This window comes from Pseudoruegeria sp. SK021, from assembly GCF_002119405.1.
Classification (GTDB): Bacteria; Pseudomonadota; Alphaproteobacteria; order Rhodobacterales; family Rhodobacteraceae; genus Meridianimarinicoccus.
Genome location: NZ_MTBG01000002.1, coordinates 63057 through 80416, shown reverse-complemented (window position 1 = coordinate 80416; position 17360 = coordinate 63057). Strand labels below are relative to the sequence as shown.

Sequence of the window (17360 nt, the reverse complement as noted above, 5' to 3'; positions counted from 1 at the left end):
GAGCGGAACAAGCGGATAGGACACCGCAAAGTCGCAAATAAAAGGGGCCGGGCAGGGCCGTGAACAAAGGATTTCTGATTGGCGCATTGTGGGGGCTCGTCATCGGGAGCCTGGTCTTTGTCGTGGCCTCAGTGGTGTTGGAGCGGAAGTCCGAACAGGCGGTGCTGCCAAAGGCGGATCCCGTGTCTCAGACCGGGCACGACTTAGCCGCCACTTCCGTGCTGGATTCAGCGCCAAGATTTGAGGGCGGGTTGCAACGGCCCGAACAAATGCCGCGCAGCCTTTGGCCGCGTCCGCCCGCCGTTCATATGCCGGCCATCCCGACCCGCGCCGCGCCGCCGCCGGGCCTTGCCGCGCCTGGGTCCGGTCACCTTGTGACGGTCGCGCCCGCCGTGCGCGGCATCGCCAGCCCGCAGCGCGATGTTTTGCCGGATCCCTTCACCGCGTTGGCCAAGGATGATTTGGTGCGTCGGTCAGGGACACCGGCGACTCCGCGCGCGATTGACGCCGGGCCTAGCGCTGTCGTTGCGCCCAAGGGGCCGACCCCGCCGCAGCGGATGGCGTCGCCGCCAATTCCGGTGCTGGTGTCCAAGCCAATCTTACCGCCCGCGCCGGACCTTCAATGGGCAAATGTTGTGGTGCATCGAGATGCGCCGCCGCAGCACCGGCCCGGTTCTCTGCCGCAGCGACGACTGTCTGCCGTGCCTGCGATACAACCGGATACGGCGGTTCCAGTATCGGAACAGGGCGCGGGTGATCTTTTGGCGACTGCGCCGTCCGGCCAAGGGGAAGAATTGTCCCTAACGGGGCCGCAAAACCCTGCGCAGCCACCGCTGGATCGCAGTGAGGCTGGGGGCGACTCTGACGATGCGTTGCGCGTGGCTTTTGTGCTGTCGGCGCCGCAGGACGGTGGCCAGCCGGGCAGGCGGGCCCCGGCTTGGGCGATGACGCAGATGGTCGCTTCGGCGGACCGCGCCGACGCTGGGTCTGCCCTTGAACAGGTGTTGGCCGTCACGGACCCGTTTCCAACGTCATTGGGCTTTCTGATTGATCCGAATGCAGCCTTTGGGGCCGGTGCAACCGAGCCTGATCTCTGGTCCGAACCGCCTGTAGATAGCGGTGTGATCGGGGTTTTGGGCTTGGACAAGGGCCAGCCCGACGCCTTTTTGGCGATCCGCCGCGCAGGTCTACCCGGCGTGCTGGTCTATAGCGTTCTGGACGGTGCCAACGGAGCGGCGCAATTGGGGGCCGTTGTGGAACGGGCCCGCCGGGATGGTCAGGTGGCTGTGCTGGTCCGCAACGATCCGGCGACCTTGGCGGCGATCGACGACTGGTTCAAAACCGGGGCGGGGTCGTCGGTGCAGCCAGTGCCGTTATCGGCGCTGATGCCCTAAGACAGCCCCCCGGCCTTAAGAGTTGCCACCGCCAAACCGGCCTGCTTCATCGGCAGCTTTGCGGATCGCCTTGGATTTATTTACCGTTTCCTGCCACTCGGCTTCTGGATCGCTGTCGTATACGACGCCGCCACCGGCCTGAATGTACAAAGTTTGATCCTTCAGCACGGCGGTCCGCAAGGCGATGCACATATCCATGTCGCCATTGGCGGCGAAATAGCCGACGCCGCCGCCATACACACCGCGTTTTTCCGGTTCCAACTCGTCGATGATCTGCATGGCGCGAACTTTTGGCGCACCAGAGACGGTGCCCGCAGGCAGGCCTGCCAACAACGCAGAAAGTGCGTCCTGATCGTCGGATAATTCGCCCACCACGTTCGAGACGATATGCATGACGTGACTGTAGCGTTCGATGGTGAACTGTTCGGTCGGGCGCACCGTGCCAATCTTGGACACTTTGCCGGTGTCGTTCCGCCCCAAATCCAGCAGCATCAGGTGTTCGGCGCATTCCTTGGGGTCGCCAAGAAGGTCGGCCTCTAGGGCGCGATCTTCGTCCGGTGTCGCGCCGCGCGGGCGGGTGCCAGCAATCGGGCGAATTGTGACTTCCTTGCCGAACACGCGCACCAGAATTTCGGGGCTGGCACCGATAATTTGAAAGCCGCCGAAATTGAAGAAGAACATGAACGGGGACGGGTTGGTGCGCCGCAGCGAGCGATAGAGCGAGAAGGGCGGAAGGGTGAATGTCTGGCTCCAGCGCTGTGCCGGAACAACTTGAAAGATATCACCGGCCCGAATGTAATCGCGGGCGCGTTCGACCGCCGCCATATAGTCGGCTTTGGTGAAATTTGAGACCGGGTCTGCCGGAACGGATTCGGCGCCAAGATTGCGGCTGTTCGACGGCGGCTGCCGGTCCAGATCGCGCAGGGCATCCATGACCCGTTCGGCGGCTTGGGCATAGGCTGCCCGGGCATTCAGGCCCGATCCGGCCCAGGCCGGAGACACCAAAGTGACCTCGCCCTTGACCCCGTCCAGCACGGCCACGACCGAAGGCCGGATCATGACCGCATCTGGCAGACCCAGCGGGTCGGGGTTCACATTGGGCAACTGTTCGACCAGACGGATCATGTCATAGCCGAGATATCCGAACAGACCGGCCGCACTGGGCGGCAGATCGTCGGGCATCTCAATTCGGCTTTCTTCGATCAATGCGCGCAGGCTTTCCAGCGGTGGCGCGTCCTGAACCTCAAAAGCATCGCGATCGAAGCGCGCGGTCCGGTTCAGTCGCGCGACTTGTCCGCGACATTCCCAGATCAGGTCCGGCTTCAATCCGATGATCGAATAGCGCCCGCGCACTTCGCCGCCGGTGACGGATTCCAGCATAAAAGTGTCTGGCGCGGCCTCGCCCATTTTCAGCATCAACGAGACCGGCGTGTCCAGATCCGCCGCCAAGCGGGTATAGACCAGTTGGGTTTTTCCCGCGTTATAGCCGCGGGAAAAGTCTTCGAAATTCGGGGTCAGGGTCATGGTAGCTGCGCATGTACGGCATTTATAGCCGCTTGGTTGATGGAAATGCCCTCTTCTGCCTGAACGGCGCGGGCGATCTGGATCTGGATGTCCTGTGCCATAGATTGCGCGGCCTGCTGGTTGAGGGACGTCCGCAAGAACTCTGCCGTCGGATCATTGGGATCGGGGGCGGCAACTGCATCTAGGCGCAGAAGATAGACGTCATCGGTGCCTTCCACGATTGTTGCCTTGCCGGGGGCCAAGTCAAACGCTTGTTCCATGATGCTCACAGGCAGGTCACGCAACAGGTCACGGCGGGTCAGGCCGGTCTCAGATGACGGGGTCAGGTTCAGGTCCATGAAGGACGCGCCATTGTCCAACTGCACAATATAGTCCGCCGCTGTTTCGGACAGAGCCGCACGAATTGCCGCGTCCTGCGCCAGATCGGTCGCCAGTTCGCGCACGTCGTCCATCGGTGGCAGGGCGGATGGGATCACGTCGTCCAACCGCAATGCAAAGATCGAGCCGTCGTCCAGAACCGTGATGCTTGGATAGTCGTCAGCGGTGACCGACGCTGCTGCGGACTGAAATTCATTATAGGCCGTGATGCCATCGCCCGGTTCACCGATCCAGTTGAGGCTGCCAATTTCCACTTCGGATTCGGCGTTCAGGTCTTCAAGTGTCGCGCCGCCCGCCAGAAGATCGTCCAAGGCTTCTACATCTTCCGATATCCGGGCACGTGCTGCCAGATAGGCCATATCCTCGCGCAGGATCGACACGGCGTCTTCAAAACTGGTTTCCTGAGGGGACAGGATCGCATTCACTTGAAACAGTGCCGGTCCGATGGGCGACGGCAACGCGCCGGTCACGCCGGTGTCGGTCAGGGCAAAAACGCCGGCCCCGGCCGCATCAAGGTCACTTTCGGTGACGACGCCAAGATCAACGTCATCCTCGGTCAAGCCGCGTGCGTCCAAGAGATCCGCAAAGGTGGTCTCGCCGCTGTCCAGCTGTTCCTTGGCCGCTTCGGCTGCGGCCATGTCGGCGAAGCCAAGCCGCTGTACCATGCGCTGCTCGGGCCGGACAAATTCATCAATCCGCTCTTGATAGGCGGTCCGCAATGCCGTCTCGTCGACCTCGATCTCGTCAACCAGCATGTCCGGTGTCAGCCAGACATAGGTGATTGCCTTGCTTTCGGGCAGGCGGAACAGGTCGGGGTTGGCGTCGTAGAATGCTTGAACGGCCTCGGCGTCCGGCGCCGCAACGGGGGCATCCAGATCCGCCGCAGTCATCTGGGCATAGGTGAAGTCGCGCTGTTCGCCAATAAACTTGTAGATGGTATCGGAATAAGTAGCCGAGGGGGCAATCCCGGCTATGAGCGCGCTTTGGAACAGGCTGCGGGCCACTTCTTGGCGGATTTGGTTCTCAAACTGGCTGACGGTGAAGCCGCTTTGATCCAACGCGAAGCTATAGGCATCGCGGTCGAAGCTGCCATTGACCCCTTGGAAAGCCGGAATGGTCAGGATTTCTTGGCTGACCGCGTCATCGCCAACAGACAGGCCGATCTTGCGGGCCGCCTCATCAAGGGCCGCTGCGGCCAACAGTTCTGACAACACGCCCTGATCGACGCCCGCCGCCTGCATCTGCGCCAAGTTCGCGGTTTCACCGGTCTGTTGTGTGATCGTTGCCATCTGCTGTTGCAGGGCGCGGCCGTAGCTTGTGATCGGGACTTCGGTTTTCCCGACTGCCGCAACCGCCGTGACGGTGCCGCCGAAATTGCCGACGCCGAAGCCCGCCAGACCGACGATCAGCATGGCAAGAACCATCCAGACAAGAATGTTCGTGAGCATGCTCTTGGGTTTGCCTGCCATTTGCAGTGCCATCCTTCATATTGCGTGCGGTCAAATTGCGTGCAGTGGGTCTAGTGGGTTTCCCGGAACCGGGCAACCAGAAGCGCGTGATCGTATTGCGCCGGGCCGGCGGCTGTCAGGTGCCGCGATAGGGCTGCACATATTGCAAGGCCATGTCCCACGGGAAGAAAATCCAGGTGTCCTGACTGACCTCGGTGATGAACGTATCCACCATCGGGCGTCCTTTGGGTTTGGCATAGACCGTCGCAAAATGCGCGTTGGGGAATTTTTCCCGAACCAGCGCCAGTGTTTTGCCGCTGTCCACCAGATCGTCGATCACCAGAATACCGGTCCCGTCGCCCATCAATTCCGGGTCGGGCTCTTTCAACACGCTGGCGTCGGCTTGCGACTGGTTGTCATAAGACTTCACCGAGATTGTATCCACGGTCCGAATGTCCAGTTCCCGCGCCACGATCATCGCCGGGGCCATTCCGCCGCGGGTGATGGCGACCACGGCGCGCCATGGGGTTCCGTTTGGCCCTTGGCCATCCAGACGCCATGCAAGCGCGCGACTATCACGATGAATCTGATCCCAACTGATGTGGAATCCCTTCTCATGCGGCAGCCGGTCGGTCATTCTTGTCTCCTTGCGGGTCAGGTGGCGACGATCTTGATGCCGAGCACGGCCAAAAGGCCGCCAAAGCACCGATCGATGGTTGATTTCATTCCGACATAGCCGCGTTTCGTGCGTTCGAACGAGAATACGCGAACGACCAGAACATTCCAGACGGCTTCGTTGAAAAAGACCACGCCCAACAGCGCGAGGTAGATCAGCCAACTTGTGCCCGGGGGCACGGTTCCGGCGAAAATTGCACTGAACATGACGGCAGGTTTCGGGTTGGACAGTTGGGTCGTTAGCCCCAGCATAAAGGCTGCGCGCAGGCTGCGCGGCGGCGCACCGGTCGGGGTCAGATCAAAGGGCTCGCCCGCGCTGCGCCACATCTTCCATGCCATCCAAAGCAGATAGCCTGCGCCCAATACTTTGAAGCCGGTTAGAAGCGCGGGCGCAATTTCAAAGACCAGCGCCAACCCAAACAAGGCGGCGGCCGCCCAAATCACGCCGCCCACACCAATGCCAGCCGCCAAAGCGGTGCCGGTGCGCATGCCTTCCGTCAGTCCGGTGCGCACAGACATCAAGACAGCAGGGCCCGGGCTGATTGCCGCCATGAAATGGAGGAAGGCAATCGCCAAGAACATCGAAATGGCCACGGCTTATTCGTCCTTGGGTTTGGCAGTCGTGATATCGGGGGCGTCGACGGCTTTCATGCCAACAACATGATACCCGGCATCGACGTGCAGAACTTCGCCGGTCGTTGCGGTGCCAAGATCAGACAACAAGAACAGCGCCGCCTTGCCGACTTCTTCCTGCGTCACAGTACGGCGCAGCGGAGAATTATACTCGTTCCATTTCATGATGTAGCGGAAATCACCGATTCCGCTGGCCGCGAGCGTCTTGATCGTTCCAGCGGAAATCGCGTTGACCCGGATCGCATCCTTGCCAAGATCTTCGGCCAGATAGCGTACCGATGCCTCAAGAGCCGCTTTTGCGACCCCCATGACGTTGTAATGTGGCATCACTTTTTCAGCGCCATAATACGTCAGGGTTAAACAACTGCCGCCTTCGGTCATCATTTTTTCCGCACGCTGAACAACGGCGGTGAAGGAATAGACCGAAATATCCATGGTCATCCGGAAATTTTCCGGGCTGGTGTCGACATAGCGACCGCGCAATTCGTTCTTGTCCGAAAATCCGATGGCATGGACGATAAAGTCCAATTTATCCCATTTTTGACCTAATTCCTCGAACAATGCATCAATAGACTCCGCATTGCTTACGTCACATTCCAAAACGATGTCAGAACCAACCGACTCTGCCAGCGGCACAACGCGCTTTTTCAGGGCGTCGCCTTGGTACGAAAACGCCAATTCAGCCCCATGGGCGGCACACATTTTGGCGATGCCCCAGGCGATCGACTTGTCGTTCGCCAGCCCCATGATGAGCCCGCGTTTTCCTTGCATGAGTTCTGTTGACATTCTTGCTTCTCCGCGCACCATTGGCCGTAAGGTCGTGTAGGACATTGTTTCGACCGCATCAAGGTCATGACGCCGCATCGGCTCATGGTCCTGAACGGGCTACAGGATTATCCGTGTTCTGCACGCGCGGCACGTGGATGCTATTCGACGTATAGAGTTGGGGTTAAATTGCTAGATCGTTCGGGAATATTTGCTGGGGACGACCCGTTTGAGATTGTGGCGCAATGGCTTGCAAGCGCCGGGGAGACGGAATTGTCCGACCCAAATGCCGTGTCATTGGCGACACAAGGGCAGGACGGGTTTCCAAATGTGCGCGTGGTTCTCCTGAAAGAAATCGAAGACAACGCGATCGTGTTCTACACAAATTATACCAGCACCAAGGGCAAAGAACTTGACGCCAGCGGTGTCGCGGCGGCTGGATTTCATTGGAAGTCGCTGCGCCGGCAAATCCGGTTCCGTGGTCATATTGAACGGGTCTCGCCGGAACAGTCTGACGCCTATTACCACACACGCCCTTTAGAAAGCCGGATCGGGGCTTGGGCGTCGCTGCAATCTGCGGCTCTGGCCTCCCGAGACGAATTGACTCAGCGCATTCGCGACACGGAAACGCGGTTTGGCAACACGCCGCCGCGCCCGGCGTTCTGGGGCGGCTACCGGTTGATTCCTGTAGAAATTGAATTCTGGGCGGATGGCCCGTTCCGCTTGCACGACCGCTTCATCTGGAGGCGGCCCGGACGGAGCGACCCTTGGACCATAGCGAGGCTTAGCCCTTAAAATGATGTTCGCGATATACATATTCGATAAAGTAATTCCATTTACTGCCCTACAGGATCCGTTGACAGGTTCACGACAGCAACCTTATCCCCAACGTGAAAAAGAAGTTTGTCGGTTGCATGAAGAGTGAAGAGAGTGAAACAGAGACGGTAACGGGTCTCGTTAAATGGTTCGATCCCGGTAAGGGGTTCGGATTCGTCATTGCGAACGAGGGCGGCAGTGACATCCTGCTGCACGCCAATGTGTTGCGAAATTTCGGACAAAGCTCCATCGCGGACAACGCGGTCGTCGAATTGCTGGTGCATGATACACCGCGCGGACGGCAAGCCGTCGAAGTGATGCGCATCGAACCTCCCGATGTGACGGAAGAGGCACGCGATCCGGCAGCTGACAGTGATTTTGAGCCACCCGAAGACGCGGGGCCGCTGGAACCTGCGCGGGTGAAATGGTTCGACAAGACCAAGGGCTTTGGCTTTGCCAACACCTTTGGAAAGTCCGATGACATCTTTATTCACATTGACGTGCTGCGGCGATCTGGGCTGGCCGATTTGCAACCCGGAGAGGCCGTATGCATCCGGGTGGCCGAAGGGCGCCGTGGCTTGATGGCGGTGCAGGTCAGTTCTTGGGAATATGCTGCGATGGGTGAGGATTAAGATGCGTCCTCCCTTTTGGCTGATTTGCGGTGGTGCGGCTCTTGTTGCGATGCCCGCATTCGCGGTGTGCGATCTGGAGCAGGTCGAATTGCGCGGCACCTGGGGCAGTGCCCGATTCGATGTTGAAATTGCGGATGATCCCGACGAGCGCGCGATCGGATTGATGAACCGAGCCAGCATGCCGCGCCAATCTGGAATGCTGTTCGTGTATGAAGAACCGCAATCCGTGGCCTTCTGGATGCGCAACACTCTGATTCCCTTAGATCTGATCTTCATTGATCAGACGGGCATCGTTACCCGCGTACATCAGAACGCCATTCCTTTGGATGAAACCTCGATTCCCGGTGGACGAGGGGTCCTTGCTGTCCTTGAAGTCAATGGCGGCCTGTCCGAGGTGCTGGGAATCGCGCCCGGAAGTGAGGTTCGGCACCCGGCATTTAAAAATAATGATCCAAGTTGGCCTTGTGACTGATTTTCCCTTTTCATTCCCGTCGTCGGGCGCTAGAGACACCTCAGTCGGGGCGTAGCGCAGCTTGGTAGCGCGACGGTTTTGGGTACCGTAGGTCGCAAGTTCGAATCTTGCCGTCCCGACCACTTCATCCATATGAATTTATAGATAATTCCGCTGTAGGCGAGTGTGGCAGCCATTCTTGCGTCGATCCAGTTTACAGTTTGGTTTGATCCTGTTGCACACATGTTGCGTCGGACTTTCGGCGGAAATCCGATGTGGTTTTTGATGCGCATAAGCGTACCCGGAAAGGTGATCTGCAAGACCACGATCGGGCCTGACGACAGCCGGGTACCGAGACGGCGAGGGTCTCTGACCGTCTGGTTTGATGCTGGGAAAGGTTTGGAATTTGCTCCATCCGGGATGCGAGGCCGCCAACAGTCCTACAGCGACGCCGCCATCCAAGCCCGCCTTCGGATCAAAGTTCTGTTTGGCATGGCGGGGCGCTAGCCCCCCGGGTCTAGCGCCGATGGTACCCCCTCGGACTTCTGAAACAGGTAGATATCGTCATGGAGACTGAAGGCCCAATGGTTGCTGCGGGGGTTGAAATAAATTTTTTGACCAAAACTCAAATCGCGGGTTCAAATGTCCTCGTTGGCGCGAAGCCTTGAAGCGTCTCGGCAATTCTGATGGCGACACTCGCCAAAGAAACTTGAAAGATCGTTTCTTTCGGTGGCTGCTTGATTCCTTAAAGGTCGTCGGACGCAGTTCTCTTGGGCGCCTGCTTCTGTTTCTGGGATGCGCATACGTCTTTCTTTGGATGCCTGACATTGATCTGACGGTGATTTCAATTCTGCATCACCGTTCAATCATCACGCATTCTCTTTTTCCAGCGTTACTCTTTTTGCTCTTTGGCCGTCGTCTAGGTGCTGCGCCTATGGCCGGTGCTTTGATCGGTACGAGCGTTCATCTGTCGTGTGATCTTCTATCGCCGATGGTCGGTTATGCGCAGATCTGGCTGCCCGCGCCGTTCAAGGCTCCGCTGGGGTTGTTTAGTTATATTTGGCTTGGCGGAAATGCGGTTGTTGGCTTTGCACTTGCGGCCTCGATGGCAAGGACGGCCTTCCCGCGTCACTTGGCATTGCCGATCGTGGCATTGGTCGCGGTCGTCGGGGGTACGATGTATGGCGTGCTGAACGAAGGGTCAATTCTGGCGGTCCTAGCGGTTCTTGTCATTGTGGTCCTGTCGCTGTTCCCTGAATGGTTCATCCAAAGACGTTGGCGGCATCTATCCCGCTATGGAATGCTTGAATGAGTGTCTATGTCCAAGCCGACCCCCGCGCCGGAAACCTTGATCCGGTCAGAATTTATCCATGGCTTGCCGCCGCATTCACATGACGTCGCCGCGATATCTGGTCCGGTTTTTCCCGTGATACGAGGCACAAAGGCCGGGACTTGTATTCTAGAGACATTTCGCGGGATACGGCGACCTGACACCTCCCTCTGGGAAGTCCATTGATAATCGAAAGTTAAAATGCACCAGATCGACCGCCTCAAGACAGACTGTTCGAAATGCGCGGCCCTTTGCTGCGTCGTTCTGGCCTTCGATAAAGGAAAAGATTTCGCGTTTGATAAAAATCCCGGCGAACCTTGCCGGAACCTCTCGGGGCACAGGTGCACAATTCACAACACCTTGGCGCAGGACGGTTTTCCTGGCTGTGTCGCCTATGACTGTCTGGGGGCCGGAAATCGCGTCGTTCAAGAGGTCTTCGCAGGCCAGTCTTGGCAGCGGGATCCACGCCTGATGCCGCTAATGATGGAAGCCTTTTCAGCGATGCGCGAGGTGCATAAGCGCATCGACATGCTGCGTGCCGCCGAGTTCCTGACCTTAGAACCGCGGATTGAACAGAAACGTAAAGACTTCCTCGACGACCTTGAACGGCACCACTGGAGCGGGCCGGAACTCAATGAATTCGAGTTTGGCTTGGCGCTGGAGATTGACATTTTCTTCCATGGGAGCAGCGAGCGTTCTGCTTTGCCCGTTCCTCTTGACGGTGAGGTTGCGACGTGATGACCGATCACCCTACCGAATAAACCTTTAACTCAAGGTGTCGACCTGCATGCGCGGGTCGCCGGATTAGAGCTTAAGGCCCGCTTTAGTAAGTGGATGCTCTTCAGCAATCATAAGCGGGCCACTCTGCCATTGGCGGCGGGCCACGCGCCGTGGCCTATGATCACCAAACTGAATCGACGCAACCCGATCCGCAAGGACCAAGAGTAGCGCACTTTACGCCGAAACCCGTCGACAGAATCGGGACTGCCGCAGAATGCGCGTTGCCCTGCTAACCAGTCGCTTTAGACGCGATGCGTTCTTCGCCACGCCTACGGCGCCCGGTGGTGTGCTGTTCAGGGCCGCATCACGTGACGACGAAGATAAGAACGGTGACGGCATCTGCCAGCGGGACAGGGCGCTGATAAATGTTTTCCAGCACTGACTGGAGGCCGCTGATCGTGCGGGCGGCAGGATCATGTTCGAGGGCAAGCAAGCCCTCAGGGATGTCGGCCAGTGCGCAGTGAATCGCACCGATCACCGGCACCGTGATCTCGCGGTCTGGCAAAGTGATTCGTAGCGAATCGCCAAGACGAATCCGGTCTTTCCAGCCTTCCTGACTGCGCACCGTAATATTCATGCCCGACTGGAAGACTGGGTTCACGAAGTCGATCGCGTGTGTTTCAATGGCTCTCAGGGTCATTTTTTACCTATTTTTGGCGGTTAGAAGCGGGGCGAAGCGGGCAAGTTCCGAGGAAGATCAAAGAATGAAAAAGCCTGCTTGAGCTTTCCCGTCAAACCCGGCATACGTCGCCTCGTTGATCCGAACAAGCGCCGCCCGGCGCAGGGTTCGTTGATTGGCCCGAGTGGCGGAATGGTAGACGCAGGGGATTCAAAATCCCCCGCCGCAAGGCGTGCCGGTTCGAGTCCGGCCTCGGGTACCATCATGGGATCTATAGATTTTCCACATATCGCAAGACATGATCTGGAAGGTCTCTAGACCCGTGTTTCGTATCCAGAAAGCCTATTGTTCAGTCGCGGGCTGATCCCGTCATGGGCGCTCGTCGGCGGCATCTCTTCGGCAGTGGGTAATCGGGCGATGGCGTCGCGAGAGACGGCAAGAGGCTGGACATTCTCGGCCTGACGGCAGATCCTTCGGAGGGACAGTTCTGGAGGTTTTCATGCCCGATACACGCGCGCCTTGGCATCATTGGCCAATCGCCATTCTGACACTTGCATTCTATTTGATCGGGGCCTTGGACTTCACGTTCACGTATTTCCGACTTGGGTTCTACACGGACAATTTCTCCCCCGAGCAGGTCTCGTACATCCGCGGCTTGCCCAGTTGGGTGAACGGGGTATGGGCTGCCGGAGTGTGGGGTGGTTTGCTAGGCGGCTGGTTGTTGTTCCAGCGCAACCGGTTCTCCGTTCTGCTGCTGTTTCTCGGATTTTGCGTCATGGCCTTTCTGACCGTGTGGCTCAGTCTGTTCGCGCGTCCGTCGCTTGTGGGTATCGCCGGGTGGCTTGGCCTTTATGTGATGGTCGGGACCACTGCCGTTGCGTTGCTGTTCTACATCTATGCCCGCTGGGAGCGGAGCGTGAACAAATTGTAACCCAGTCGCCGATCTGGGGTGTCCGGGGCCACGATGGCACCCGGACCGGTCGGTAAAAGAGGGGAATATCGGCCTAGATTTCAAGCTGATGTAATTTTCTTCGAGAACTTGCTTTGGGTTGCTTGACGCCGTCGAAACCAGCGCATAGTAACACCCCACGCCAAGCGACGCTTGGTACGAAGCGGGCGGTTGTAGCTCAGTTGGTTAGAGTACCGGCCTGTCACGCCGGGGGTCGCGGGTTCGAGCCCCGTCAACCGCGCCATCGCTTCGAATGATCCAATACAGATCATATGCATGCCACGGGAACCTAGTTTCCGTGGCCGCATCTGTTTGAGGTTCGTTATTTAACGCTTTGAAATCATTCCGGTTTACTCGGCGATTCACCGAAATTTCGGGTCGTTGACAGGAAATTAAAAAACCTCATCGAAACTGCTTGACGCCCCCGGTGTGCCCGCCTAAAAGCCCGCAACGCCAGACAGGAACACAGTCCTGAACGGCTTGCGCGGTTGTAGCTCAGTTGGTTAGAGTACCGGCCTGTCACGCCGGGGGTCGCGGGTTCGAGCCCCGTCAACCGCGCCATTTTTCCCCCGATGACCATTGTGACAATAGACAGTAAGTCTGCCCTAACGGGCAGACAGTTTGTCCAAGATGCGCGCCCAGCTGCGGATGCCTTTGTGATAGCTTTCGAGGGCGTATTTTTCGTTCGGCGAGTGGATCTGATCATCGTCGCGGGCGAATCCGATCAGCATGGCATCCATGTTCAGAATATTCTTGAAATAGCCCGCGATGGGAATCGACCCGCCGCTGCCGACAAAAGCCGCTTCGCCGGGCCACTCGTCGCTGAGGGCGGCACGCGCCAATTCAAACGCCGGATGCGCCGTCGACATCCGACTCGCAGGGGAGGCCCCGTGCGCGGTGAAGCTGGCGGTGCAGTCCGGCGGTAGCTGGGCTGTCACATACTCCCGGAACGCCACTCTGATCGCGTGGGGGTCTTGGGTGCCGACCAGGCGGAAGCTGACCTTGGCCGTGGCCTTGGCGGGCAACACCGTTTTGAACCCGGCACCGGTATAGCCGGCGATGATGCCGTTGATTTCGCAAGTGGGCTGGGACCACAGCATCTCAAGGGGGGTCTTACCCGCCTCTCCGGCAGGGGTAGACAGGCCAACCTCGCCGAGGAAGGCCTCGGCATCGAAGTTCAAGGCATCCCATTGCTGACGCAGGGCAGGATCGAGGTCAGGCACGCCGTCATAAAAGCCGGGAAGGGTGATTCGTCCGGTATCGTCATGTAGGCTGGCAAGAATGCGGGTCAGCACCCGGGTCGGGTTTCGTGCCAGACCGCCGAACAGACCAGAGTGAAGGTCTTTGTTGGGGCCGTGGATGGTGACCTCATCCCCCATCAAGCCGCGCAATTGGGTCACGATCGCCGGGACCGTTTCGCTGTAAAGACCGGTGTCCGAGATCAGCGCCACATCTGCCGTCAGTTCGGCGGCGTTTTCGGTCATGAATGGCACCAGCGACGGTGAGCCGCTTTCTTCTTCACCCTCGAAGAAGCAGGTGATCCGGGCGGGCAGGGTGCCATGCACAGCCAACCACGCTCGGCAGGCTTCGACAAAGGTCATCAACTGGCCCTTGTCATCCGAGGCCCCGCGGGCGCGAATAACCTGCCCGTCCTTGGTATCTTCGATTGCCGGGCTAAACGGTGGGCGGTCCCATAGATCAAGCGGGTCGACGGGCTGAACGTCATAGTGGCCGTAGAACAGCAGGTGCGGTCCTTCGGTGCCCGCATGGGCGACCACCATCGGATGACCCGGCGTGGGGCGCTTTTCGGCGTTAAAGCCGAGGGCCGACAGTTCGGCGACCAGCCAATCAGCCGCGTGGTCACAATCCTGCGCGTGGGCGGGATCGGTCGAGATCGACGGGATTTCCAGCAGTTGAAATAGGCGGGCAAGGGAGGCATCGAGATCAGCATCGATCCGGTCGAGAACAGGCGCAAGGGACATGGCGGCTCCGTAAGATGGTGGGTTTGATGTGACAGTATCAGCGCAAAACCTGTCGTCTACCCGGGATCGGGTCTCAGCTAAGTTGACCGCAAGGCGGTGCAATGATGGTCGAAAACGTCGCAGACGGGGCCGCGCAGGGTTGGGACATATTCGCCCATACCCCGCTGCCTGCCTGAAATACGGGCTATTTCTGCTTGGCGAGGCGGGCTATCCTGTGACAGGAATATCCGACACGGTTTGATCTGTGACAAGTTCCGGTCCCGCCCGGATATGGCATAGAGACCGGACGAGCATCGAAAGGACTGCAACGTGGACTATAACGCACAACTCGATACGGCGCTGGAACGGCTGCATCAAGAAGGCCGCTACCGGACCTTTATCGACATTGCGCGGGATAAGGGCAACTTTCCACATGCGGTCTGGACGCGGCCGGACGGCTCTACCAAGCCCGTGACCGTGTGGTGTGGGAACGATTACCTTGGGATGGGTCAGCACCCGGTTGTCTTGGCGGCAATGCACGAAGCGCTCGATGCCACCGGCGCCGGGTCGGGCGGCACGCGGAATATTTCCGGCACCACGGTCTATCACAAGCGCCTCGAGACTGAGATCGCGGACTTGCACGACAAAGAGGCGGCTCTGGTCTTTACCTCGGCTTATGTTGCGAACGATGCCACCTTGTCGACGCTGCCCCGGCTTTTTCCCGGCTTGGTCATCCTGTCGGATGAATTGAACCATGCGTCGATGATCGAGGGTATCCGTCGCGGCAAAGGCGAACGGCATATCTTTCGCCATAACGATGTGGCGCACCTGCGGTCGATCCTTGAGGGGCTGGACCCCGCGGTCCCAAAACTGATCGCGTTCGAGTCCGTCTACTCGATGGATGGTGACTTCGGGCCGATCAAAGAAATTTGCGACGTTGCGGACGAGTTTGGTGCCCTGACTTATCTGGACGAAGTTCATGCGGTTGGGCTTTATGGCCAGCGCGGCGGCGGTGTGGCCGAACGCGATGGTCTGTCCCACCGCATCGATATCGTGAACGGGACATTGGGCAAGAGCTATGGGGTGATGGGCGGCTATATCGCCACCAGCCACCGCATGGTGGATGCCATTCGGTCCTATGCGCCGGGCTTCATCTTTACGACCTCGCTGCCACCGGCGATCGCAGCAGGTGCTGCGGCCTCTATCCGCCACCTGAAAACGGATCAGGCGTTGCGCGACAAGCACCAAACGCAGGCCCGCATTCTGAAGCTGCGCCTCAAGGGGATTGGTCTGCCGATTATTGATCACGGCAGCCATATCGTGCCGGTCCATGTGGGCGACCCGGTCAAGTGTAAGATGATCTCTGACCGGCTGCTGGTCGATAGCGGGATTTACGTTCAGCCGATCAACTTCCCGACGGTGCCGCGTGGCACGGAACGTCTGCGGTTCACGCCGTCCCCGGTTCACGGGGCGTTGGAGATGGACAAGCTGATCACCGCGATGGACGGGCTGTGGTCGCATTGTGCGCTGAGCCGAAAGTCGATGTCCGCCTAAGGTCGCGCGCTATTTGGACCGTGGTTGCCGCGGTCCGGGACCGCGGCAGAGTGGTTAGTGGGCCTGAAACGGTTTTTGTATAGGCACGTGCGTCTAAGCCCTTGCTATGGTATCGTAGGTCAAGGCAAACCCTGCGGCACGAATCGTAGGGACGCCTTGGGGGTTAGGCAGTTGGCATGGATTATGTCGCATGAATGGGCGCATTGATCAGCCTGCGGAAACGCGGGATGTTCGTCCGAAAAGTTTCGATGACTTTGAGTTAACGCTTGGGGACATCATGCGGGGCGAACGCGCAACCAAGGGAAAATCTCTTCTCGAGGTTCAGCGCGATATCAAAATCAAAGCTGAATATCTGGCTGCGATCGAAGATGCGGATTTAAGCTTCTTCGAGACACCGGGATTCATCGCCGGTTACGTCAAATCCTATGCCCGCTATCTTGGGATGAACCCCGAATGGGCGTATCGGACCTTCTGTGCCGAGAGTGGATTTTCCCATGTGGCCGGTCTTGACGCGCAGGTCTATGCCAAAAAAACCACGCGCCGGGCAGCGCCGGTCAAAGCCCACAGTGATGTTGGCGATGCCATGTTGGCGCGTAGCCCGATCTATGTGGCGCAGGCGCCGGGGGCGTTCAGCAATATCCGGGTCGGTGCAATCGGCTCAATGATGGTGCTGGTCGCGCTGATTGGCGGCTTGGGCTATGGCGGCTGGTCCATCCTACAGCAGATTCAAAAGGTTACCCTGACCCCGGTTGAAACCGGTCTGGCAACGGCAAGCCGAAGCGACCCGCTTGAACTTGGCGGTCTGGTTGCCGAAAATGCGGCCCCGACCACCGCTGCGCTGGAACGTCTCTATCGTCCGCAGGCGTTGGATGCCCCGATCATGGTGCCTCGCGATGGACCGATCGCGGTTCTGGACCCCGGCGCGCAGGGCGTTTTCGCGCAATATGTGCCGCCGCAAACACCGGATGCCGCGCCTCAGCAACCTGAGACGCCGATTGCCGAGCCCGAGATTCAGGTGGTCGAAGCAACGCCGCCAAAGGTTGTTCTATTTGCACGTCGCCCGGCTTGGGTCCGCGTGAAGGCTGCTGATGGCACGGTGTTGCTGGAGAAAATTCTGGAACAGGGCGAACGGTTTATTTTGCCCGATACCGATCAGGCGCCGACGCTCCGCGCGGGCAATTCTGGATCGGTGTTTTTTGCTGTGAACGGCGAAACCCTTGGGCCTGCCGGGCCGGGAACGTCGGTGGCGAAGAACGTGGTCTTGTCGGCAGCGGCGCTGTCGGACGCCTATCAGGTGGCGGACTTGGCGCAAGATACCGAATTGGCACGCTTGGCCGAACTGGTGATCGAACCCATCGATCTTCCGGCACCGGAATAGCACCGCGCAGCATTGCCTCTGGTCAGGCGTTGCGGCGCGGGGACAGCCGGACTATCTAGGGGGCAACCTCGTC

At 58.9% G+C, this 17360-nt stretch carries 16 protein-coding genes, 4 tRNA genes and 1 pseudogene; 14 read left to right on the top strand and 7 right to left on the bottom strand.

Annotated elements, in window-relative coordinates; genetic code table 11:
* Positions 1 to 59: 59 nt before the first annotated feature.
* Positions 60 to 1394, top strand: coding sequence for a hypothetical protein (locus tag BV911_RS02905; RefSeq protein WP_086052088.1), 1335 nt, complete (start codon positions 60 to 62; stop codon positions 1392 to 1394).
* A 15-nt stretch (positions 1395 to 1409) separates the two neighbouring features.
* Here BV911_RS02905 and trpE read toward each other — a convergent pair whose 3' ends face one another.
* The 5 genes from trpE to fabI form a co-directional block, all read right to left on the bottom strand.
* Positions 1410 to 2918, bottom strand: coding sequence for an anthranilate synthase component I (gene trpE, locus BV911_RS02900; RefSeq protein WP_086052087.1), 1509 nt, complete (start codon positions 2916 to 2918; stop codon positions 1410 to 1412).
* Entirely contained in the window at positions 2915 to 4765 is a 1851-nt protein-coding gene (locus BV911_RS02895; protein ID WP_168183963.1) for a peptidylprolyl isomerase, read from the bottom strand. Before BV911_RS02895 ends, trpE begins: the two co-directional genes overlap by 4 nt.
* 115 nt (positions 4766 to 4880) lie before the next feature.
* The gene (gene gpt, locus BV911_RS02890) at positions 4881 to 5381 is read right to left on the bottom strand and encodes a xanthine phosphoribosyltransferase (RefSeq protein ID WP_086052085.1); all 501 of its coding nucleotides are present in this window, start codon (positions 5379 to 5381) and stop codon (positions 4881 to 4883) included.
* 17 nt (positions 5382 to 5398) lie between these two features.
* The gene (locus BV911_RS02885; protein WP_086052084.1) at positions 5399 to 6013 is read right to left on the bottom strand and encodes a LysE family translocator; all 615 of its coding nucleotides are present in this window, start codon (positions 6011 to 6013) and stop codon (positions 5399 to 5401) included.
* Between the two features lie 3 nt (positions 6014 to 6016).
* Positions 6017 to 6838 carry an enoyl-ACP reductase FabI gene (fabI, locus tag BV911_RS02880; RefSeq protein WP_086052220.1) on the bottom strand — a complete coding sequence of 274 codons (822 nt, stop codon included), beginning with the start codon at positions 6836 to 6838 and terminating at the stop codon, positions 6017 to 6019.
* 168 nt (positions 6839 to 7006) lie between these two features.
* Between fabI and pdxH the strand changes: the two genes are divergently transcribed.
* The 7 genes and pseudogenes from pdxH (at position 7007) to BV911_RS02845 (ending at position 10784) form a co-directional block, all read left to right on the top strand.
* The gene (gene pdxH / locus BV911_RS02875) at positions 7007 to 7612 is read left to right on the top strand and encodes a pyridoxamine 5'-phosphate oxidase (RefSeq protein ID WP_168183962.1); all 606 of its coding nucleotides are present in this window, start codon (positions 7007 to 7009) and stop codon (positions 7610 to 7612) included.
* A 119-nt stretch (positions 7613 to 7731) separates the two neighbouring features.
* On the top strand, positions 7732 to 8265 hold the full coding sequence (locus BV911_RS02870; RefSeq protein ID WP_086052083.1) for a cold-shock protein: 534 nt from the start codon (positions 7732 to 7734) through the stop codon (positions 8263 to 8265).
* Positions 8266 to 8314: 49 nt separating this feature from the next.
* Positions 8315 to 8737 (top strand): DUF192 domain-containing protein, encoded by a 423-nt coding sequence (locus BV911_RS02865; RefSeq protein ID WP_240512122.1) that lies wholly within the window; start codon positions 8315 to 8317, stop codon positions 8735 to 8737.
* Positions 8738 to 8782: 45 nt separating this feature from the next.
* Positions 8783 to 8859 (top strand) — tRNA-Pro (locus tag BV911_RS02860).
* A 211-nt stretch (positions 8860 to 9070) separates the two neighbouring features.
* Positions 9071 to 9211, top strand: a pseudogene (locus tag BV911_RS20340) (transposase); the annotation flags it as partial.
* Between the two features lie 169 nt (positions 9212 to 9380).
* Positions 9381 to 10028: a hypothetical protein gene (locus BV911_RS02850; protein ID WP_168183961.1), complete on the top strand. Its 648-nt coding sequence runs from the start codon at positions 9381 to 9383 to the stop codon at positions 10026 to 10028.
* Between the two features lie 219 nt (positions 10029 to 10247).
* Positions 10248 to 10784, top strand: coding sequence for a hypothetical protein (locus BV911_RS02845; protein WP_086052080.1), 537 nt, complete (start codon positions 10248 to 10250; stop codon positions 10782 to 10784).
* Between the two features lie 346 nt (positions 10785 to 11130).
* Here the strand turns inward: BV911_RS02845 and BV911_RS02840 are convergent, their stop codons facing one another.
* Positions 11131 to 11466: a hypothetical protein gene (locus BV911_RS02840; RefSeq protein ID WP_086052079.1), complete on the bottom strand. Its 336-nt coding sequence runs from the start codon at positions 11464 to 11466 to the stop codon at positions 11131 to 11133.
* Between the two features lie 157 nt (positions 11467 to 11623).
* On the opposite strand from BV911_RS02840, the gene BV911_RS02835 reads away from it, so the two are divergent.
* The 4 genes from BV911_RS02835 (at position 11624) to BV911_RS02820 (ending at position 12955) form a co-directional block, all read left to right on the top strand.
* Positions 11624 to 11707: transfer RNA gene (locus BV911_RS02835), tRNA-Leu, on the top strand.
* 237 nt (positions 11708 to 11944) lie between these two features.
* Positions 11945 to 12376 (top strand): hypothetical protein, encoded by a 432-nt coding sequence (locus tag BV911_RS02830; protein WP_086052078.1) that lies wholly within the window; start codon positions 11945 to 11947, stop codon positions 12374 to 12376.
* Positions 12377 to 12561: 185 nt separating this feature from the next.
* Positions 12562 to 12638, top strand: a tRNA-Asp gene (locus tag BV911_RS02825).
* 240 nt (positions 12639 to 12878) lie between these two features.
* Positions 12879 to 12955: transfer RNA gene (locus BV911_RS02820), tRNA-Asp, on the top strand.
* Between the two features lie 44 nt (positions 12956 to 12999).
* On the opposite strand, the gene BV911_RS02815 is transcribed toward BV911_RS02820, so the two are convergent.
* Entirely contained in the window at positions 13000 to 14376 is a 1377-nt protein-coding gene (locus BV911_RS02815) for a M20/M25/M40 family metallo-hydrolase (protein WP_086052077.1), read from the bottom strand.
* A gap of 309 nt (positions 14377 to 14685) precedes the next feature.
* Here BV911_RS02815 and hemA point away from each other — a divergent pair, with 309 nt between their 5' ends.
* Both hemA and BV911_RS02805 read left to right on the top strand, forming a co-directional pair.
* Positions 14686 to 15909, top strand: a complete 1224-nt coding sequence (gene hemA, locus BV911_RS02810; RefSeq protein ID WP_086052076.1) for a 5-aminolevulinate synthase — start codon at positions 14686 to 14688, stop codon at positions 15907 to 15909.
* Between the two features lie 190 nt (positions 15910 to 16099).
* Entirely contained in the window at positions 16100 to 17287 is a 1188-nt protein-coding gene (locus tag BV911_RS02805) for a helix-turn-helix domain-containing protein (protein ID WP_086052075.1), read from the top strand.
* Positions 17288 to 17360 lie beyond the last annotated feature (73 nt).

Coding starts and splice junctions, on each gene's coding strand:
- trpE (WP_086052087.1), bottom strand. CDS start 2,918: ATGACCCTGACCCCGAATTTCGAAGACTTTTCCCGCGGCTATAACGCG.
- BV911_RS02895 (WP_168183963.1), bottom strand. CDS start 4,765: ATGGCAGGCAAACCCAAGAGCATGCTCACGAACATTCTTGTCTGGATG.
- gpt (WP_086052085.1), bottom strand. CDS start 5,381: ATGACCGACCGGCTGCCGCATGAGAAGGGATTCCACATCAGTTGGGAT.
- fabI (WP_086052220.1), bottom strand. CDS start 6,838: ATGTCAACAGAACTCATGCAAGGAAAACGCGGGCTCATCATGGGGCTG.
- BV911_RS02870 (WP_086052083.1), top strand. CDS start 7,732: ATGAAGAGTGAAGAGAGTGAAACAGAGACGGTAACGGGTCTCGTTAAA.
- BV911_RS02865 (WP_240512122.1), top strand. CDS start 8,315: ATGCCCGCATTCGCGGTGTGCGATCTGGAGCAGGTCGAATTGCGCGGC.
- BV911_RS02845 (WP_086052080.1), top strand. CDS start 10,248: ATGCACCAGATCGACCGCCTCAAGACAGACTGTTCGAAATGCGCGGCC.
- BV911_RS02840 (WP_086052079.1), bottom strand. CDS start 11,466: ATGACCCTGAGAGCCATTGAAACACACGCGATCGACTTCGTGAACCCA.
- BV911_RS02830 (WP_086052078.1), top strand. CDS start 11,945: ATGCCCGATACACGCGCGCCTTGGCATCATTGGCCAATCGCCATTCTG.
- BV911_RS02815 (WP_086052077.1), bottom strand. CDS start 14,376: ATGTCCCTTGCGCCTGTTCTCGACCGGATCGATGCTGATCTCGATGCC.
- BV911_RS02805 (WP_086052075.1), top strand. CDS start 16,100: ATGAATGGGCGCATTGATCAGCCTGCGGAAACGCGGGATGTTCGTCCG.